Source organism: Paraburkholderia xenovorans LB400, from assembly GCF_000013645.1.
In the GTDB taxonomy this organism is placed as follows: domain Bacteria; phylum Pseudomonadota; class Gammaproteobacteria; order Burkholderiales; family Burkholderiaceae; genus Paraburkholderia; species Paraburkholderia xenovorans.
The window spans coordinates 1,620,623-1,639,554 of record NC_007952.1 but is presented as its reverse complement, the minus strand read 5'-3'; the positions used below and the strand labels follow the sequence as shown (position 1 = coordinate 1,639,554).

General features: G+C 62.3%; 15 protein-coding genes. 2 read left to right on the top strand and 13 right to left on the bottom strand.

Features of this window, described 5'->3' with window-relative positions; translation table 11 throughout:
• Positions 1-86: 86 nt before the first annotated feature.
• From BXE_RS29245 to betC, 3 genes are all read right to left on the bottom strand, one after another.
• Positions 87-1,235, bottom strand: coding sequence for a porin (locus BXE_RS29245; RefSeq protein WP_011491721.1), 1,149 nt, complete (start codon positions 1,233-1,235; stop codon positions 87-89).
• A 267-nt stretch (positions 1,236-1,502) separates the two neighbouring features.
• The gene (locus BXE_RS29240; protein WP_011491720.1) at positions 1,503-2,453 is read right to left on the bottom strand and encodes a choline ABC transporter substrate-binding protein; all 951 of its coding nucleotides are present in this window, start codon (positions 2,451-2,453) and stop codon (positions 1,503-1,505) included.
• Between the two features lie 51 nt (positions 2,454-2,504).
• Entirely contained in the window at positions 2,505-4,052 is a 1,548-nt protein-coding gene (gene betC, locus BXE_RS29235) for a choline-sulfatase (RefSeq protein WP_011491719.1), read from the bottom strand.
• 171 nt (positions 4,053-4,223) lie between these two features.
• On the opposite strand from betC, the gene BXE_RS29230 reads away from it, so the two are divergent.
• A complete protein-coding gene (locus BXE_RS29230) occupies positions 4,224-5,138 on the top strand; it encodes a choline sulfate utilization transcriptional regulator (RefSeq protein WP_011491718.1) in 915 nt (304 codons plus the stop codon).
• A 138-nt stretch (positions 5,139-5,276) separates the two neighbouring features.
• Positions 5,277-6,152 (top strand): formyltetrahydrofolate deformylase, encoded by an 876-nt coding sequence (purU, locus tag BXE_RS29225; RefSeq protein ID WP_011491717.1) that lies wholly within the window; start codon positions 5,277-5,279, stop codon positions 6,150-6,152.
• An 83-nt stretch (positions 6,153-6,235) separates the two neighbouring features.
• Here the strand turns inward: purU and BXE_RS29220 are convergent, their stop codons facing one another.
• From BXE_RS29220 to BXE_RS29175, 10 genes are all read right to left on the bottom strand, one after another.
• Positions 6,236-7,093 (bottom strand): glycine betaine ABC transporter substrate-binding protein, encoded by an 858-nt coding sequence (locus tag BXE_RS29220; protein ID WP_011491716.1) that lies wholly within the window; start codon positions 7,091-7,093, stop codon positions 6,236-6,238.
• Between the two features lie 135 nt (positions 7,094-7,228).
• Positions 7,229-8,488 carry a 2Fe-2S iron-sulfur cluster-binding protein gene (locus BXE_RS29215; RefSeq protein WP_040124738.1) on the bottom strand — a complete coding sequence of 420 codons (1,260 nt, stop codon included), beginning with the start codon at positions 8,486-8,488 and terminating at the stop codon, positions 7,229-7,231.
• A gap of 33 nt (positions 8,489-8,521) precedes the next feature.
• A complete protein-coding gene (locus BXE_RS29210; protein ID WP_011491714.1) occupies positions 8,522-9,835 on the bottom strand; it encodes an aromatic ring-hydroxylating oxygenase subunit alpha in 1,314 nt (437 codons plus the stop codon).
• Between the two features lie 73 nt (positions 9,836-9,908).
• Positions 9,909-10,685 (bottom strand): drug:proton antiporter, encoded by a 777-nt coding sequence (locus BXE_RS29205; RefSeq protein WP_011491713.1) that lies wholly within the window; start codon positions 10,683-10,685, stop codon positions 9,909-9,911.
• Complete coding sequence (locus BXE_RS29200) at positions 10,682-11,854, bottom strand: electron transfer flavoprotein subunit alpha/FixB family protein (RefSeq protein WP_011491712.1); 1,173 nt, start codon at positions 11,852-11,854, stop codon at positions 10,682-10,684. Before BXE_RS29200 ends, BXE_RS29205 begins: the two co-directional genes overlap by 4 nt.
• A gap of 4 nt (positions 11,855-11,858) precedes the next feature.
• The gene (locus BXE_RS29195) at positions 11,859-13,772 is read right to left on the bottom strand and encodes a (Fe-S)-binding protein (protein WP_011491711.1); all 1,914 of its coding nucleotides are present in this window, start codon (positions 13,770-13,772) and stop codon (positions 11,859-11,861) included.
• A 2-nt stretch (positions 13,773-13,774) separates the two neighbouring features.
• The gene (locus tag BXE_RS29190) at positions 13,775-15,838 is read right to left on the bottom strand and encodes an NADH:flavin oxidoreductase (RefSeq protein ID WP_011491710.1); all 2,064 of its coding nucleotides are present in this window, start codon (positions 15,836-15,838) and stop codon (positions 13,775-13,777) included.
• A gap of 74 nt (positions 15,839-15,912) precedes the next feature.
• A complete protein-coding gene (locus BXE_RS29185) occupies positions 15,913-16,449 on the bottom strand; it encodes a DUF5943 domain-containing protein (protein ID WP_011491709.1) in 537 nt (178 codons plus the stop codon).
• 50 nt (positions 16,450-16,499) lie between these two features.
• The gene (locus BXE_RS29180) at positions 16,500-17,471 is read right to left on the bottom strand and encodes a dipeptidase (RefSeq protein WP_011491708.1); all 972 of its coding nucleotides are present in this window, start codon (positions 17,469-17,471) and stop codon (positions 16,500-16,502) included.
• A gap of 18 nt (positions 17,472-17,489) precedes the next feature.
• The gene (locus BXE_RS29175; RefSeq protein ID WP_011491707.1) at positions 17,490-18,764 is read right to left on the bottom strand and encodes a serine hydroxymethyltransferase; all 1,275 of its coding nucleotides are present in this window, start codon (positions 18,762-18,764) and stop codon (positions 17,490-17,492) included.
• Positions 18,765-18,932 lie beyond the last annotated feature (168 nt).

Sequence of the window (18,932 nt, the reverse complement as noted above, 5' to 3'; positions counted from 1 at the left end):
TATCGTTCCTCCCTCAGAGATCCAGTGGCGCGTCCACACCCGGCACCGGCACGCGGACCGGTAGCAACTGCCCCGGCTAATGCCCGTCAGAACGAATGCCGCATGCCGATCCGCACATCGGTCTGCGTATTCGAGGTGGACGGTGTGAAGCTGTAGCCGATCACCGCGTTCACGCCATCTGAAGCTCGCAGATAGTCGCCGGAAATATAGACGTCCGTGCGCTTGGACAGCAGGTAATGCAGCCCGAGCGAACCCTGGTTCCAGTGGTTCCCTTCGAATCGCGTGTGCTGATAACCGCCGTACAGCATCAATGCGGGAGTGAAGGTATAAGAGGCACCCGCTTCATAGACCTGCATATGCGAGGTCTCGCCGAGGCCCTTGATCGTCGTGTAGGTGAAGTCACCGCTCAGCATGACCTTGCCGATCGTGTAGGCCGCGCCCACTGCAAACGCCCCCTGCCTGTCGACCGGGAACGACGACGAGCTATACAGGTCGGTCACCGCGCCGGTTGCCGGATCGACGGAAACGGTCGGCTTGCCGAGGAACGTGCGCGTGCCGATCATCGCGTACGGGTCGAATGCGTAGATGCCGTACGGATTGTTCAACTGCGTATAGGCCGCGCCCATGTTGAACGCGCTGTGCTCGTAACGCGCGCCCACGCTCCAGGCGCTCTTGTTGTGGAAGTCGCCAGCCGTATTGCCGAACGAATACATGCCGCCGAACGAAAAACCGGCATAGTCGTTGGAGAGAAACTTGACTGAATTCGGCAGCCGGTCGCCGTTCATGCGGTCGAAGTCCCCTTGATGGATCGCGTAGCCGCTCGCCCATGCCGAGATGTTATAGAGGTAGACAAACTCTTCGGTCATGTCGAGCTGGTTACCTAGCGAGAGCGTACCCCAGTTGTTCTTCAAGCCGACATACGCCTGGCGGCCGAACTCGGCGCCACCGAATGCATACTGCCCGTTGCCTACGTGAAAACCCGATTCGAGTACGAACACGGCCTGCAAGCCGCCGCCGAGATCTTCCACGCCCTTGAAGCCGATCCGGTTGCCGTACGAAATACCATCGTCGAATTTGAACTGGTGGGCACCACCGGCATTGTTCACGTAGGTGATACCGGCATCCAGAATGCCATACAGTGTGACGCTGCTTTGTGCATGGGCCGCTGTCGGCGCGAATACGGTGCTTGCCGCGATAGCGAGTCCGGAAAGGCTGACGGCATTGCTCTTCTTCATCTAATTCTCCCCTGCTCTTTACCTGCTTATTTCGTTGGATAAAGCGATCCCTGCTGCGCGCTGTAAAACAACGCGCGGCGCTTCTCGCATGACGGGCAGTTCGAAACCGGTTGAGACCGACTAAAACGGATTGAGACTATTCGCGATGCATGCAATGACCAGTCGCCCTACATCGCCGGATCAAGAATACGAGTCCAGATTGACGGGGATTCGACCGGATGCGACATAAATCTGTCGCCCGGCGACCTCATTGTTAGGAATACGCTGTTATTTCACGCCGAGTGCGGTTTGCACGGCTTGCAGGCCATTGGCGCCGCTGGCCGTGGTCACGCCGTCGAGCCAGGACTTCAACAACTCGGGGTGACTTTTGAGTGCTTGCGTCGCGGCTGCATCCACGGCAGTCTTCTTTTCGAGTACTTCGGTAATCACGCCGTTTTCCAGATCGACATTGAAGGTGAGTTGACTGAAGAGCCGCCCGAGATTCGGGCACTGCCCGGCATAGCCGCTACGCGCCACCGTATTGACCGTGGCACCGCCGTAGTTGGGCCCGAAGTACTTGTCGCCGCCGTCCAGATAGGTGAGCTTGAACTTCGTGTTCATCAAATGCGGCTCCCACGCGAGAAAGACAATCCACTTCTTCTCGCGCACCGCGCGCTCCACCTGCGTGAGCATGCCGGTCTCGCTCGACTCGACGAGCTTCCAGTTGCCGAGGCCGAACGCCTTGTCGTCGACCATCTTCCTGATGTTCTGATTAGCCGGCGCGCCAGGCTCGATGCCATAGATCTTGCTGTCGAATCTGTCCGCATTCTTTGCCAGATCCGCGAAAGAATGAATGCCGGCGGCGGCCACATAGTCGGGCACGGCGAGCGTGAACTTGGCGTTGGTCAGATTCGGATGCACCACCTCGATCGACTTTTCCTCTTCGAACGGTTTGACGAGCGGTGCCTGCGCCGGCATCCAGTTGCCGAGAAACACGTCGATCTGGCCTTTCTTCAAACCCTGGTAGGTGATCGGCACGGACAGGTTCGCCACGTTCTGCTTATAGCCGAGCGCTTTCAACAGTACGCCGGTCATCGCATTGGTGGCGTCGATGTCGGTCCATCCGGGCCCCGCCATGTTGACCTGCGAGCATGACTGCGGTTCGGCGGCGTAGGTGAAAGTGGCCGACGCGCAAAGCAGCGCGGCGCCGGTTATCGCCTGTTTGAAGATCTTTTTCATTGTGTCGGCTTCCTGTTCGTGAGGTGGGTTGCATGATTAGCAGTGCGAGGATCAACGCACGACGGCGGGAAAGCGCGCCATCGCTTCGAGCGAATCCAGATCGATGTGATTGCGCATGTAACGCTGGCTCGCATCCACGTGCGGCTGCCAGTCCCATGACGCGACCACGCCCTGCGTCGTGGAGGCAAAATGAAAATGACGGCGCCGCTGGCTTTGCAGCACTTCGTGGTGCAGCGCGGCGAGATCCCAGCGTTGCGCGATCTCCTCACGGAAAGCCGTGACCTGTGACGCGTATTCGCTGCGCGCGGCAAGGTTCTCGCGTTCCAGCGGGTCTGCGGCGACATCGTAGAGTTGATCCGGATCGGCCGGTGTGTGAATGAACTTGAAGCGGCCGCGCCGCAACATCACGATCGGCGCAATGGCCCCTTCGGCCAGATATTCGCCGATCGCTTCGTCATGGCCGCCTTGCCCGCCTTGCCCGCTCATAAGATGCGGAACAAGGCTTTGTCCGTCGAGCGAATCGGGCCACACGGCCGGTTGTTCGCCGCGTGCCAACTCGACCAGCGTGGGCAGCAGATCGAGATGCGAGACGCTCGCCTCTACGCGATGCGCGTCGAATTGCTGCGGTGCGTGCACGATCAGCGGAACGCGGCAACCGCCTTCGAAGAAGGTCATCTTGTACCAGAGCCCGCGCTCGCCGAGCATCTCGCCGTGATCGGAAGTCACCACGATCACAGTGTCTTTCGCGAGGCCGGATTGTTCGAGCGCTTCGAGGATCGCGCCGAACTGATCGTCGACGTAGGAGATCGCGCCGTAATACGCGCGGCGCGCATTGCGGATCTGCTGATCGGTGGGCGGCGTGCGGTCGGTTTCGCAGACATGGCGCAGGCGCTTCGAGTGCGGGTCGGCGTCTTCGAACGAATCGCGAAACGCGGGCATGTCGATCTCTTCGTCGCGATACATGTCCCAATACTTTTGCGGAATCGCGTAGGGATCGTGCGGATGCGTCAGCGAGGCGACCAGGCAGAACGGCCGCGCATCCTTTCCCGCATGACGTTCGCGTGCGATATCGAAGAGTTTCTGGCGAGTCGTGAACGTGACTTCGTCGTCGAAGTCGAGCTGGTTGGTACGCACGCACGGGCCGGCGTCGATCACGGAACTCATGTTGTGATACCACGTGGGGCGTGTTTCAAAATGCTCCCAGTCGGGCGTCCAGCCGAAGTCGGCCGGATAGATGTCCGTGGTGAGCCGCTCCTCGAAACCATGCAACTGATCGGCGCCGCAGAAATGCATCTTGCCGGACAGAATGGTGCGATATCCTTCTGCGCGAAGATAATGTGCGAAGGTCAGCGTTTGCGACGGAAACTCCGCTGCATTGTCATAGGCGCCGATTGCCGAAGGCAACTTGCCCGACAGAAAAGAAAACCGCGAAGGCGCACACAGCGGACTGGCGCAGTAGGCCGATTCGAATACCACGCCTTGTTTCGCGAGGCGATCCAGATTGGGGGTTTTCGTCAGACGGTGTCCGTACGCGGCTAGTGCGAACGGCGTCATCTGGTCTGCCATCAGGATAAGAATATTCTTTTTGGTCTCAAGCATGAGTGCGTGCCTCGAATAGAATCGCAAGTGTCGGTGCAGATGGTGTGATCAGTTATCAGTTGCAACGGCGAACGGGCGGCCAGCATGCCGGGCCCGTCATGCGGACCACTATTGCCGTTCAATTCGCCACTGTGAAGACGGCAATTCGTTATGTGCCTATAAGGGGGTGTTATGTCGAGGCAGGATCGCTTGCCGCCGATGCAGGCGCTGACCATGTTCGAATCCGCAGCGCGGCTGGCCAGCTTCACCGCAGCCGCGCGCGAACTGGGCTCGACACAGCCTGCTGTCAGCCAGCGCGTCGTGCAGCTTGAAGAAGCGCTGGGCACGCCGCTTTTCGAGCGCGGCCATCGCGGCGTCACGCTCACGGAAGACGGCCTGCGTCTGTTCGAAGCGGTCCGCCACGCGCTCGACACGATTCGCCTCGCCACCACCGAAATCCGCGCGCGGCGCACGCCGCAAACCCTCACGCTCTCCACGGATTTCGGCTTTGCCACCTATTGGCTGATGCCGCGCCTGTCGCAGTTCAAGGCGCTGATGCCGGACGTGGACGTGAAGATCATCACGTCGCAAAACGTATTCGATCCCTCGCACGATCAGGCGGACATTGCGATTGCATTCGGCGACGAACACGCGGACTGGAGCGCGCGCGGCGCGCTCAAGCTGTTTCCCGAGCGCGTCACGCCGGTGTGCAGCCCGGCCTTTGTCGCAGCTCGTCCGTCATTGCGCACGCCGTCCGACCTGTTGCAGTTGCCGCTACTGCATCTCGAACCAACCCAGCCGGCGCGCTGGCTCTCGTGGGCCGACTGGTTCGCCGCGCACGCACTGGAGGCGCCCGCCGCGCATCGCGGCATCACGTTCAACAGCTTCACGCTCGTCGCCCATGCGGCGATCATGGGCCAGGGCGTCGCGCTCGGCTGGGCGCCGCTCGTCGACGAACTGCTCGCCACGGGGCAACTCGTGGAACTGTTCGATCCGCCGGTCGTCACGGAACGCGGCTATATGCTCGTCACACAGCGGACGGCAACCCCCGCGGTCAACGCCTTTCGTCAATGGTTGCTGGATGAATGCGGACTCGACGCCGAATGAACGCCGCTCAACGCATCTGACGTTCCCGTTCCAGCGCGACGGCGTTTAGCTTCTATCCGCGCGCTCGCCTGATTTGCTCTACTGCGATCATGCATGCCGCGCCCCGCGGCATTGCCCTATCGTCCAAGTGGAGAGTGCATGTCCGCCGATTCCCGTCCCGATCAACTGGTTCTCACCGTCGCGTGTCCGAGCGCGGCGGGCCAGGTTGCCGCCGTCGTCGGCTTTCTCGACCGGCATCATTGCTATATCGACGAACTGACCGTTTTCGACGATGACCTCAGCGAGCGCTTCTTCGTGCGTTGCGTGTTCCACGGCGTCAACAGTCACGAAACGCTGCACGCCGCGGCGCTCAAGCGCGAATTCGAGCCGATCGCCGAACGTTTTCGCATGACGTGGGCCATGCACGACGTCGACACGCGGCCAAAGGTTCTGATCATGGTGTCGAAACTCGAGCACTGTCTGGCCGATCTGCTGTTCCGCTGGCGCATGGGCGAGCTGAAAATGGATATCGTCGGCATCGGCTCTAATCATCGCGATCTCGAACCGCTGGCGCAGCAGCACGGCCTGCCCTTCCACCATCTGCCGATCACGGCCGATACAAAGCCGCAACAGGAAGCGCGCCTGCTCGATCTGTTCGAGACCTCCGGTGCGGAGTTGATGATTCTCGCGCGCTATATGCAGATTCTGTCGGGCGAAACGAGCCGTGCACTCGCGGCACGCGCAATCAATATCCACCATTCGTTTCTGCCGGGCTTCAAGGGTGCGAAACCGTACCACCAGGCGCACGCGCGCGGCGTCAAGCTGATCGGCGCGACCGCGCACTTCGTGACCGACGATCTCGACGAAGGTCCGATCATCGAACAGGTGGTGGAGCGTGTCGATCATTCGTATAGCCCGGAGCGCCTGCTTGCCACCGGGCGCGACGTGGAATGCATCACCCTAGCGCGCGCGGTCAAAGCGTTTATCGAGCGGCGGGTGTTCATCAATGGCGATCGGACCGTTGTGCTGCAATAAACGAAAACGCCGCTAAAAAGCGGCGTTTTCTCTGGGCGTTGCCGCTTTATCGAAGCGGCAACGCGTTCACAGCAACCACAGAATCATTTCACCCAGCTATCCACGCGATCACCATGCGCGCTGATCCACGCATCGGCGGCGGCGGTCGGCTTCTCACCGTTTTGTGTCGCCAGCATCACGCTGTCGATTTCGCCCGGCTTCCACTGGAATTTCTTGAGAAACGCGACGACCGGCGGCGCCTTCTTCTCCAGTTCGGGGTTCACGACGCTATCCACATGCTCCGCTTCACCGAACACTTTCTTCGGATCGTCGAGGAATTTGAGCTTGTACTTCGCGAACATCCAGTGCGGTTTCCAGCCCGTGACGATAATCGGCTTGCTCGCCGCTTCCGAACGCGCCAGTTCAGCGGTCATCGCGCTGCCCGAACTCGGCATCAGCGTGTAGTCGAGTCCATAGGCCTTGATCGCCTCGCTGGTTTTCTGCATCACGCCAGCACCGGCGTCGATACCGACAATACGGCCGCCGAACTCGGTTTTCTTCGCCTCCAGATCGCCCACGCTCTTCACGTCGGCGTTATCCGGCACGATCAGGCCGATCTTGGCGTCGTTGAAGTTCGGACCGAGGTCGACCACCTTGTCCTTGAAGTTGTTCCAGTACGCGCCGTGCGTAACCGGCAGCCACGCGGACAGCGTCGCGTCGAGGTCGCCGCGCGCCACGCCCTGCCACATCACGCCGGCCGCGACCGGCACGAGTTGCACCTGGTAGCCGAGGCGTTTTTCGATCACGCGCGCCGCCACGTTCGAGGTCGCGACGCTATCGTCCCAACCTTCCACGTAACCGATCTTGATGGTCGGCCTGGTATCAGCCGACACGCTCACGCTGCTTGCCGCCAGCGCCGCGCTCAAAGCGCTCAACACGAATATCTTTCTGATCAGTCTCATCGCCGTTCTCCCGTTTGCCGTCAAAACAACCTAATGAGCATTTAGAATCGCCAGCCAGAATTGCCGGGTAGCGTTGTTTTCCGACACCCAGTTGTCCGCAGGCGACTTCGGCCACTGGGGTCCGTGCGTCTCGTCTTACTTATCCACGACCAGATCGGTCAACGGCTTGCTGCAGCATAGCAGCACCATCCCCTGATCGATCTCGCGCTGGCGAATGCCGCCCGCGTGTTTCATCGCGACTTCGCCCGACACCAGCTTGACCTTGCAGGTGCCGCACATGCCCTGGGTACACGACGCGGGCAGCCGTACGCCCGCTTTCTTCGCCGCGTCGAGCACGTTCTGGCCGGAGCCGCATTCGATCTCGCGATGGCTTTTCGCGAAACTCACCTTGAAGCGGGTTTCGGCTTCGACGTCAGCGGGTGTTGGTGCGGACGCGGGCGTGAAGCCCGCCGCTTCTTCGCGCGCCTCGGTAAAGCTCCCGGCGGTCACCGGCGCGCTCGCGCTCTGCAATGCGTCCGCCACATGCGCGGTGGTCAATTGCGCAGCCACTTCGCTGACCGTCCCGAACGAAAAACTTTCCTCGTGATAGTGGCGGCGATCGAAACCGCCCTCGTCCAGCAGCTTGCGCACCGCCTGCATATACGGCGCGGGTCCGCAGATGAAAATCTCGCGCTCCAGAAAGTCCGGCGCAATGAGCTTGAGCAGCGGCAACGTCAGAAAACCGGTCACGCCAGGCCAGTTCGTGCGTGCGCCGAGGCGTTCGCAAACAAACGCGGTGCGGAAATGCGCCTGATTCGACGCGATCAGATCGAGCTCGCGTGCGAAGATGATGTCGTCCGGCGTGCGAGCGCTGTGCACGAATACGATGTCGCTGTCTTCACCGAGTTCATGATGCGCGCGGCTCATCGACATCAGCGGTGTGATGCCGGAGCCCGCCGACAGGAAGAGAAACTTGCGCGCCGGGTGGCGCGCGCAGGTGAATTCGCCCGCGGGCCCAAGCACACGAACCTCGGCGCCCGCGTGCAAATTGTCGTGCAGCCAGTTAGAAACCTTGCCGCCCGGCACGCGCTTCACCGTAATCGAGATCGTATGCGGACGCGTGGGCGGCGAAGAAATCGTATAGCAGCGATTGATCGGCTCGCCGTCTATCTCCAGCTCCAGCGTGATGAACTGCCCCGGCTCGAACACGAATGCCCGTCCGGACGGTGCGCGAAACAAAAAGCTCTTTACGTCGTGCGTTTCCTGGCGAACCTGGCAGCACACCAGCGTGTCGTCGGTATCGCTGTTCCAGCGTGCCGGCAGCGTCTCCCAGAAACGCGGCTGCGTGACGCGGCTGGCGGCGTGGTCTGGAGCCGGCTCGGGGCTGAGCTGAAGCGTCGCGTGATCGCGCATCATTGTGTTCTCCGACTCCTGGTTGCGGCGTCGCGCTCAGCGCTTGAAGGACACGACTTTTTCGCCGTGCGATGCCGGCGCGGTATCGCCGGCATCATGGGTTTGGGGCGCATTGCTGTATTGCGCCATGCGGCCGATGTACCACTCGCAGAACTTCTCGACGAGGCCTTCCGTGAACGGCGAATACGGCCCCGGCTCGTACGCGCTGCTCGTTGCGCCGCGTTGCGAGTATTCGACGAGCGCGCGGTCCTGGTCGTTCGTTGCGCGCCACACGGCCGTGAGATTGTCCACGTCGTAGTCGATGCCTTCACGCGCGTCCTTGTGAACGAGCCACTTGGTGCGCACCAGCGTCTTGCCGGCGGAGAGCGGAATCACCGAGAAGCTGACAATGTGATCGCTCATGAAGTGGTGCCACGAGTTGGGCTGCGTCCAGAACGAAAGGCCGCCGAGATCGGCCTGCTCGAAGCCGCCGAGCAGTTTTTTCGAGGCCACTTTCGCGTCGAGCGTCTGCGATTCGCCGTCGCGATCGAGCGGCAGGCGTTGCGTGCGGAAACCCGTGACCAGATCGGCGAGCCGTTCGATCTCCGCGGAAGGCAACTGCATGGCTTCCCATTGCGCGGTGCGGCGAGCTACCGTCTCCTCGAAGGCGGCCATGCCTTCTTCGTTGGCCGGCGTGCGCTGGTAGCCGAAGCCGTATTCGTACAGCGAAATGGTCAGCTCGGGATGGTTCGCGACGCAGTGATAGCACTCGCGATTGTTTTCCATCGTGAGTTTCCAGTTGCCCTCTTCGATAATGTCGATCGAAGCCGCGATCTTGCAGCTGGCCAGAGCGTGCGGCAGCATGTACGGCTCCATTGCCGCGCGCACCACGGCGAAGTCGGCAGGCGGATTGTCCGCGAGGCAAATGAAAATGAGGCCCGCGAGATTCTCGACATGCACGGCCTTCAAACTATGCTTGCAGCGGTCGAACTGTTCGCCCATGTGTTCGGCGAACATCAGGTCGCCGTTCAGGTTATACGTCCAGCTGTGGTACGGACAGACGATATTGCCGAGCGAGCCTTTGTCGGTATTGCACAGGCGCGCGCCGCGATGGCGGCACACGTTGTGAAACGCCCTCACCTGCATGTCGTCGTCGCGCACGATCAGGATCGAATCGTTGCCGATATCCACGGTGATGTAGTCGCCTGGTTCCGGCACGTCCGGTTCCACCGCAACCTGAATCCAGTGTTGCCGGAAAATCGCCTCCATGTCGAGCGCGAAAATTTCGTCGCTCGTATAGAAAGGCGCTTCCAGCGAGTAATTTTTCTTACGGCGTTCGATCATTGCGCGAACGTCTGCCGAAACTTTCATTGTGTGCTCCGTTGCATGTCACGTCTGGCGCCGCGCCAGGCCCTCCTGGTCGCATGCTCGCCCGAACCGGAAATCAGTAATCCACGAGTTGATGCTCGCGCAAATACGCGAGAATCACTTGTGCTTTTTCGACGGAACTCCCTTCAATTACGACGCTGCCGCCGCGGCTTTCGGTCGTCGTGGCCGACAGCATGCGGGCGTGGCCGGAACGCTTCTCGGCGGCGGCGAGGCGCACCGGTTTCGCGGATGCCGGCCGCACGCTCCATGCAAGGTCGCCCGGATTGGCGGCGGCGCGCGTGGCGACCGGGCGGATCGTGCCTTCACGCAACCGCGCGTAGGCGTATCTGGGAGCGGCATTGGCCAGCGGATGCACGGCGATCAGCGCGGGCAGTTGCACTTCCACGCGACGGCGCAAACCCTTCGGCATGAATTGCCGGACTTCCGCGCTGCCGTCGCGCAGCGTGATGTCGACGGCTGCGCCGATGAGCGGTACCTCCAGTGCGTTGGCGACGCGATACGGCAGCATGCCGGTGTCGAACGCGCCTTCAGCGCGCGTGCCGGTCACAACGAGGTCGTAGCCGCGCAGGCGGGCCGCCAGAGGAGCGGCAGCGTCGGCCTGCAATTCAGGCGTTACGGCGATTTCAAGCACTTCGACCGAGCGCGCGCCGAGCGCCAGATACTCCTTCAACGCAGGATTGGACGGATCGCCCGCATGCAACACGTCGAGCGTCGCGTTGTGCGTTCCGGCGAGCGCGAGCGCCATTGTCAGCGCGGCGGCATCGTTGCGGCTGTAGCGCGCGGTGCCGCTCACCGGATGACGGCCCACGGAAACGAGTACGGCGATCTTCATGCGAGCGCTCCTTCGGCCACGGCCGTTGAATTCAGCAGCGCAGCACCGGTTCCGCGTGCCGTGCGCGCCGCGGCGGCTGCTTCGTTGAGCGCCGCGATGGTTTCCTGTGCGTCCGCGATTACCGTCAGATTCGCGCGCCTCGCGATCGGCGCGCTGGCGTCGAGGTTCACCGCGATCACATGGCGGCAGTCCTTGATCCCTTGCAGATGCTGCACCGCGCCGGAGATGCCGAACGCGATATAAACGCTCGCTTCGACGGTCTTGCCGGTTGCGCCGATCTGTTTGTCGCGGGTGAACTTGCCGTCGTCCACGGCCACGCGGCTTGCACCGATTGCCGCGCCCAAGGTGGCCGCCAGCCGCTCGAATGCCGGTACATCGCTCACGCCATTGCCCGCCGAAACGATGAAATCGGCTTCTTCTAGCGCCAGTTGCGCGGCGTCGATTTCCTCGATGCCGAGATCGCGTACCGCGCCTTGCGCCGAAGCGGCCGCGCCGTCGAAGCGCCACATGACCCTTTCGCCCGCGCCGACGAACGGCAATTTCGGATCGACCGCGTTGGCTGCGAGCAGCACGACCTCGGGCAACTCACGCACGGCGAACGCTGTATTCGCGTGAACATAGGCGGCTACATGCGCGGCGTCGATCTCGACAACGTGCGTCGCGACGCTTGCATTGGCGGCGGCTGCGTAACGGCGGCCGAGGTCGCCGTCGCCGGTTGCGTTGTCGGGCAGAAAAACATGCACGGGTGCGTAAGCCGCAACGCACGCGGCCAGCGCGTTCAACTCGTCGGTTGGCGCGAAGGTGCGGCGGTCGAACATCGGCAATTCGATCAGCTTGTCGGCGCCGAGCGCGGCGGCGTCGCCGCTGAACTCGCCGAATACCAGCAGCACCACTTCGGTTGTAGCGTCCGCAATCAGAGCGGCGCCGGCCAGCGTCTGGCGTGCGTGATCGTCCAGCGCGCCGCGGTCCGCATGTGCGGCGACCAGCATCACGCGCTGAGGCGTCGCCGTGGTGCGGCGCGGTTTGGGCTGCTCACGATGCGACGCGCCGCCGTGCGTGGCAAACTCAAGTGCGGCCGCCACGCCCGTCACGCCGAGCGTGATGCGCCTGAGCCCTTCTGCCGTGATCGTGAACGGACGGCGCGGATCGATTCGTTTGAGAGTGTTCATCGCGTTACTCCAGCGCCGCTGCAACCAGTTCGGCAACGTCCAGGACTTCCGGACGCGGCCCGACCACGCCTTCGAGCATCGCGGTGCAATTCGGGCAGCCCACCGCGACGATCTCCGCGCCGATTGTTTTCGCGTCGTCGATGCGAATGTCGGGAATGCGCCGCTTGCCCGGAATATCGGTCAACGGCGCACCGCCGCCACCGCCGCAGCAGCGTCCGCGCATGCCGTTGCGCTCCATCTCCACGACCTTGATGCCGATGGTCTTCAGCAAGCGGCGCGGTGCCTCCGTCTCACCGTTATAGCGGCCCAGATAGCACGGGTCGTGATACGTGATCTTGCGATCCGCGAAGGCGGCCACCGCACGCGGCGTCAGCTTGCCGCTCGCGACCAGTTGCTCGATCAGCGCGGTGTGATGCTGCACCTCGTAGAAACCGCCCAGCGCGCGATATTCGTTGCGCAGACTATGCAGCACGTGCGGGTCCGCGGTGACGATCTTGCGGAACGAGTATTGCGAAAGCGTGCCGATCAGTTTGTGCGCGAGTTGCTGGAAAGTTGCTTCGTCGCCGAGACGCCGCGCCGTGTCGCCGGTATCGGTTTCCACGCCGCCCAGCACCGCATAGTCGATACCCGCGCGATTCAGCACCTTGACGAGCGCGCGCAGTGTGCGCTGATAGCGCATGTCGAACGCGCCTTCGCCGGCGATCAGCAACACGTCCACGGGACGCCCCGGCTGCGCGACCTGTACTTGCAGATCCACCGCCCAGTCGTAGCGCGCGCCGATGTCGTAGCCATTCGAGCTACCCGTCTCGCGCAGATTCGCGAGCGTGATCGGCCCTTTGCCCGGCACGCTGCCTTCGACCAGCGTCTGGTTGCGGCGCATATCGACAATCGCGTCCACATGTTCGATCAGCATCGGACACTCCTGCACGCAGGCGCGGCAGGTCGTGCAGGACCACAACGTGTCCGCTTCGATCAGGCTGGAAATCAGCGGCTTGCCCGGCGCGCCGCCATGCTTGCCGACCGGAATGCCCGGTGTGGGACTGCCCGCATATCCGGCGTCGGTGCCGCCCACCATGCCGGTGACCAGGTCCTGAATCAGCTTCTTCGGATTGAGCGGCTGGCCGGCGGCGAACGCGGGACAGGCCGCTTCGCACTTGCCGCACTGCACGCATGCATCGAAACTGAGCAACTGGTTCCAGCGGAATTCGACCGGCTTGCCGACGCCGTATTCCTTCGCGTCGAGCAACGGTGCTTTCAATGCAGTGGGCGGTACCACGTCGTTGTCATGGCGTTCGGCAAAGCGCTCCTGACGCGGATGAAATGCGAGGTGCAACAGACCGGCCAGCGCATGCTTCATCGGACCGCCGCGCGCCGCGCCGAATGTCATCGCAAACGCGCCCGCCGCGATCAGCAGCGCGACGATGACGGCGAGCGCGCCGGACATGGCGGAAGCCGGCAGCGCGATGAACAGCACGAGACCGAGTGCGAACGACCCGAGCAATAGCGGCAGATGATCCCACGGCCCGCGCGAGAGCCGCGCCGGCACGGCTTTCGCGCCGTGGCGGCGGCGCCAGACGAACACCGCGCCGACCAGCATCACGAGCGCGGCGAGAAAGATCAGCCTGTCGAGCCACGGCGAGTAGATCGCCAGACCGTAATTGACGAACACCAGCGCCATCGCGAGAATCGCGCCGCCCGCGGTCGCCACGTGCGTTTTGGCAATGTACGGATCGCGCGCCACCACATGATGCAGATCGACGAAGTAGCGCTTGGGAATCGCCAGCAGATTGGTCCAGCCGTAGGCGCCCGCCGCCGTGGCGCGGCCTTCGCGCCAGTACGCCGAGCGCTTGACGAGCGCGAACGCCAGGCCCGCGACCGACAACCACAGCAGGACGGTGATGACAAACACGGGGCTCATCGTCAGAAATCCTTGCAAAGGCGCAGCGCGTCATAGATCGCGCCGTGAATGTTGTGCATGGAAATGCAGTCGCCGACGCGGAATAGCAGAAAGCGGCCATTGCCGGGTTCTTCGCTCAAAGACGGCTGTGGCTCCGACGCGAACAGCTTGTGCACGTCGACCTGACCGCGATTGACCGATTCAGGCTTGAGCTTCCAGTACAACTCGTCGTTCGGCGTGCTGCCGTTTTCGATCACCACCTGATCCACCGCACGCTCTTCCTGTTCTTCGGTGTACTCGTTGCGAAGCACGGCGATCTTCTTGCCGTCTTCTTCGTAGACCTTGTCGAGCCAGTAGTTCGGCGTGTGGATCACGCCTTGCGCATAGAGCCGGCGATAAAAGATCGGGAACGTCGTGCCGCCTACGTCGTCGGCCACTTTCACGTCCGGCGTCACGATCTCGACATTCGAGCCGCGGCTCGACATGAAATCGGCCACGCCCGCGCCGGCATGCGTGCTGACGCCGTCATACACCAGCACGTTCCTGCCCGGCTCGACCTTGCCCGACAGGACGTCCCACGAACTCACGGCGAGGCCTTCCTCGACGCCCCATGCCGCGACTTGCGACGTGAACGACGAACCGCCCGTGGCGAGCACCACGATATCCGGCTTCTCGGCCATGATGGTTTTCTCGTCGGCGGCGACACCAAGGCGCCGGTCCACGCCGAGGCGCTTCGTCTCCATGTCGAACCAGCGCACGATGCCCGCCATCTGTTCACGCTGCGGCGCTTTCGCGGCCAGCATGATCTGGCCGCCCACGTAGTCGTTCTTCTCGAACAGCACCACGTCATGACCGCGCGACTTCGCCACGCGCGCCGCTTCGAGCCCCGCCGGACCCGCGCCGACCACGACCACCTTGCGCTTCGGTCCGCGCGTTCTGGCGATCACATGCGGCATGGTCGCTTCGCGCGAGGTCGCGGCGTTCTGTACGCACAGCACGTCGAGCCCGTTGTACTGGCGGTCGATGCAATAATTCGCGCCGACGCACTGCTTGATTTCGTCCTCGCGGCCATCGCGGATCTTGATGACCATGTGCGGATCGGCAATCTGCGCGCGCGTCATGCCGACCAGATCGACCATGCCGCTGGCGAGCAGACGCTCGGCCTGGCCCGCGTCGCGAATGCTCTGCGCGTGCATGACCGGCAGCTTCACCACCGACTTGATACCGGCCGCGAGATGCACGAACGGCTCGGGCGGCAGCGCCATCGGCGGCATGCAGTTGGCGAGCGTGTTGTGCGTGTCCGCCCCCGAGCCGATCACGCCGAGGTAATCGATCAGGCCGGTTTCGCTCATGGCCTGAGCGATCTCTTTCAGTTGTTCGTGATCGAGCCCGTCTTCATGGAACTCGTCGCCGCACATGCGCAAGCCCACGCAGAAATCCGCGCCCACCGCTTCGCGCACGGCCTTCAATACTTCCGTGCCGAAACGCAGGCGGTTTTCCAGCGAACCGCCCCATTCGTCGGTACGGAAGTTGGTGCGCGGGCTCCAGAACTGGTCGATCAGATGCTGGTGCGCCGCCGAGATTTCGACACCGTCCATGCCCGCATCTTTCACCCGTTTCGCGGCGGCTGCAAAGTCGCTGATGATGCGGCGAATTTCCTCGACCTCGATGATCTTCGCATTGCCGCGATGCACGGGCTCCCGCACGCCGGAAGGCGACATCAGATGCGGCCAGTGTTCGCCATGAAACGCCGAGCGGCGTCCCATATGCGTGGCCTGAATCATGATCCTCGCGCCATGCGTGTGCATGGCTTCGGCAAGGCGTGCGAGCGGATCGATGATCCTGTCGGTCGCGAGGTTCACCGATTTCCACCAGCCTTGCGGGCTGTCGATCGACACCGGGCTCGAGCCGCCGCACACGGCGAGGCCCACGCCACCCTTGGCCTTCTCCTCGTAGTAACGGATATAGCGGTCGCCGGGCAGGCCGCCCGGTTCCGCGTAGACCTCCGCGTGCGCGGTGCTGACAATGCGGTTGCGCAAGGTCAGCTTGTTCAGCGTGAGAGGCTTGAAAAGGTTCGGGTAACGCATCGCGATCGACCTCGGAATGGATTGCTTGTTGCGCTGTGCCGTGCGCCGTGATGGAAGCCGTTGAACAGGTGCGCTTACGACGCGAGCGGCGTCACTTCGAACACGCAGTGTTCGTGGCCTTCAGCCGCGCATTGCGCTTCTCTCGAATGGGACGGCGGCCCCTTGCGTGAAGCGTCCGGTGCGGTATCGTTGACCCAGTCCATCGCGCCCGCGAACCAGCCGGCGAACATGTAGCAAAGCTTGCCCACCTTGTCCGGCTGCGCCAGCACGAACGACGAGTGATGCAGTTCGATGCGAGCGTGCGAGCTCGACGGATCAGCCTCGGTGATCGTGAAGATGCCCCAGCCCCGTTGCGACAGACGCTTCAGGTAATGCTCGAATACCGCCATGCCCGAAATACCGTGCTGCTTCGCTTCCTTGTCGCACCAGAAATACGCGGACTTGTAGCCGGCCTTGTAGAGAATCTCGGCATACGTATCGAGGCCGAGTGCCTCTTCCACGGCGGTATGGTTGTTCGTGAAGAAGTGACGCGGCACGTACAGCATCGGCAACGCGTCGGTGGTCCAGACGCCGGTGTTCGCATCGACGTCGATAGGCAGTTGGGGTTGCATGTGGAGGTTCCGTTTTTATCTGTGGGATGGTTTTTCGTTTCAGGGAGGCGTCAAACCTTCCACACTTCGCCGAATACCCGCACCCAGTTTTCGCCCATGATCTTTTTGATGCGCGTTTCGCTCCAGCCGGCGCGCTCCATCGCGGCCGTCAGGTTGGGAAACTCGCCGATCGTGCGGATGCCTTCCGGATTCACGACCTTGCCGAAGTTCGTCAACTGGCGATAGCGGCCTTTGTCATGCGTGATCCAGTCGAAGAACTCCGTGCTGTAGCCTTGTGTGAAGTCCGTGCCGATACCAACCTGGTCTTCGCCGATCAGATTCACCACGTACTCGATCGCTTCGATATAGTCTTCGACAGTCGCGTCGGGACCGCGCTTGAGGAACGGCGCGAACATCGTCACACCGACGAATCCGCCTGCGTCCGCGATCTCTTTCAGTTGCTCGTCGCTCTTGTTGCGCGGGTGCTCTTTCAGGGCCGACGGGCAGCAATGCGAGTAGCAAACGGGCTTGTTCGAAGCCGCAATCGCTTCGGAAGAAGTCTTGCCGCCCACGTGCGACAGATCGACCATGATGCCGACGCGGTTCATCTCCTGGATCACTTCGCGGCCATAGCCCGACAGGCCGCCGTCGCGTTCATAGCAGCCGGTGCCCACGAGGTTCTGCGTGTTGTAGCAAAGCTGCACCACGTTCACGCCGAGATCCTTGAACGCCTCGATATAGCCGAGGTTGTCCTCGAAAGCATGCGCGTTCTGGAAACCGAAAATGATGCCCGTCTTGTTCTCTTTCTTTGCGCGGAAAATGTCGTCAGTGGTGCGCACGACCGTGAGAATCTCGCTGTGCTCGCGGATCTGCTGCTTCATCTCGGCAATGTTGTCGACGGTCTTCTGGAAGCTCTCCCAGACCGACACCGTGCAGTTCACCGCGGTCACGCCGCCCTTGCGCATGTCCTCGAACACCGAGTGCTCGAACTTCGAAATGTTCAGACCGTCGATGATGATGCTGTTGTCGTGCAAAGTACTCATCGTTTGCTCCAGGCGTACTCAGTAGATGGGAAAGCGTTCGCACAGCGCGAAAATCTCGCGGCGCACGCGTTGTTCGGTGGCGGCGTGGCCTTCCGGGTGGTCGCGCAGCGCGTCGAGCACCTCGACGATCAGCCGGCCGACTTCGCGGAATTCGCTCATGCCGAAGCCGCGCGTCGTACCCGCGGGTGTGCCGAGGCGAATGCCGGAGGTGATTGTGGGCTTTTCGGTGTCGAATGGAATGCCGTTCTTGTTGCAGGTAATGCCCGCGCGTTCCAGCGCCTGCTCGACCTGATTGCCCTTGAGGCTTTTAGGCCGCAGATCGACCAGCAGCAGATGGTTGTCCGTACCGCCCGTCACCAGATCCACGCCGCCGGCCTTCAGCACCTCGCCGAGCGCTTGCGCATTGGCGAGCACGCTATCGATATAAGTCTTGAAACCGGGTTGCAGCGCCTCGCCGAACGCGACCGCCTTGCCGGCAATCACATGCATCAGCGGGCCGCCCTGCAAGCCGGGAAATACCGCCGAGTTGATCTTCTTCGCGATGTCCTCGTCATTCGTCAGCACGAAGCCGCCGCGCGGGCCGCGCAGCGTCTTGTGCGTGGTCGACGTGACCACATGCGCATGTTCGACCGGATTCTGATGACGCCCCGCCGCGATCACGCCGGCGATATGCGCCATATCCACCATCAGTTTGGCGCCGACGCTGTCGGCAATCGCCCGCAGCCTCGCGAAATCCAGCGCACGCGGATAAGCCGAGAAGCCGGCGATCAGCAGCGCGGGTTTATGCTGCTGCGCGAGTTCCTCGATCTGCTCATAGTCGATCAGCATCGTGTCGCGATTGACGCCGTACTGCACCGCGTTGAACCATTTGCCCGACATGGCCGGCTTCGCGCCGTGCGTGAGGTGGCCGCCCGCGTCGAGCGACATGCCGAGCACCGTGTCGCCCGGCTTGACCAGCGCGAGCATCACGGCGCCATTCGCCTGCGCGCCGGAATGCGGCTGCACGTTGGCAAACTTCGCGTTGAAGAGCTGCTTGATGCGATCGAGCGCCAGCGTTTCGATCACGTCCGCATATTCGCAACCGCCGTAGTAACGCTTGCCCGGATAACCTTCCGCATACTTGTTGGTCAACACCGAGCCCTGCGCTTCGAGCACCGCGCGCGACACGATGTTTTCCGACGCGATCAGTTCGACTTGCGACTGCTGGCGCTCGAGCTCTTTCAAAATAGCGCCGCGCACCGCCGTATCGCGCGTGGCCAGCGATTCTTCGAAGAAAGGATTCGGGTTCGACATGGAAGGTCCGTGGAGTCGTTGACGGAAGGCCGGAAGCCGCGCCCGGGCCTCGCTTCGCCCCTGCCGCCGCCGGTCTGCATTGCGTCTATTCTTGACGCTCGACCCGCGCGTCAATTTATGAATTCAGACGCGTTCTTTGCCTTTTCCGCCATGAGCGTCCTTTTTCCA

Bases quoted from the DNA above. Each gene is read 5' to 3' on its own strand.
- BXE_RS29180 (WP_011491708.1), bottom strand. From the start codon at position 17,471: ATGAGTACTTTGCACGACAACAGCATCATCATCGACGGTCTGAACATT.
- BXE_RS29215 (WP_040124738.1), bottom strand. From the start codon at position 8,488: ATGATGCGCGATCACGCGACGCTTCAGCTCAGCCCCGAGCCGGCTCCA.
- BXE_RS29185 (WP_011491709.1), bottom strand. From the start codon at position 16,449: ATGCAACCCCAACTGCCTATCGACGTCGATGCGAACACCGGCGTCTGG.
- BXE_RS29245 (WP_011491721.1), bottom strand. From the start codon at position 1,235: ATGAAGAAGAGCAATGCCGTCAGCCTTTCCGGACTCGCTATCGCGGCA.
- BXE_RS29175 (WP_011491707.1), bottom strand. From the start codon at position 18,764: ATGTCGAACCCGAATCCTTTCTTCGAAGAATCGCTGGCCACGCGCGAT.
- BXE_RS29240 (WP_011491720.1), bottom strand. From the start codon at position 2,453: ATGAAAAAGATCTTCAAACAGGCGATAACCGGCGCCGCGCTGCTTTGC.
- BXE_RS29230 (WP_011491718.1), top strand. From the start codon at position 4,224: ATGTCGAGGCAGGATCGCTTGCCGCCGATGCAGGCGCTGACCATGTTC.
- purU (WP_011491717.1), top strand. From the start codon at position 5,277: ATGTCCGCCGATTCCCGTCCCGATCAACTGGTTCTCACCGTCGCGTGT.
- BXE_RS29210 (WP_011491714.1), bottom strand. From the start codon at position 9,835: ATGAAAGTTTCGGCAGACGTTCGCGCAATGATCGAACGCCGTAAGAAA.
- BXE_RS29200 (WP_011491712.1), bottom strand. From the start codon at position 11,854: ATGAACACTCTCAAACGAATCGATCCGCGCCGTCCGTTCACGATCACG.
- BXE_RS29205 (WP_011491713.1), bottom strand. From the start codon at position 10,685: ATGAAGATCGCCGTACTCGTTTCCGTGGGCCGTCATCCGGTGAGCGGC.
- BXE_RS29220 (WP_011491716.1), bottom strand. From the start codon at position 7,093: ATGAGACTGATCAGAAAGATATTCGTGTTGAGCGCTTTGAGCGCGGCG.
- BXE_RS29190 (WP_011491710.1), bottom strand. From the start codon at position 15,838: ATGCGTTACCCGAACCTTTTCAAGCCTCTCACGCTGAACAAGCTGACC.
- betC (WP_011491719.1), bottom strand. From the start codon at position 4,052: ATGCTTGAGACCAAAAAGAATATTCTTATCCTGATGGCAGACCAGATG.
- BXE_RS29195 (WP_011491711.1), bottom strand. From the start codon at position 13,772: ATGAGCCCCGTGTTTGTCATCACCGTCCTGCTGTGGTTGTCGGTCGCG.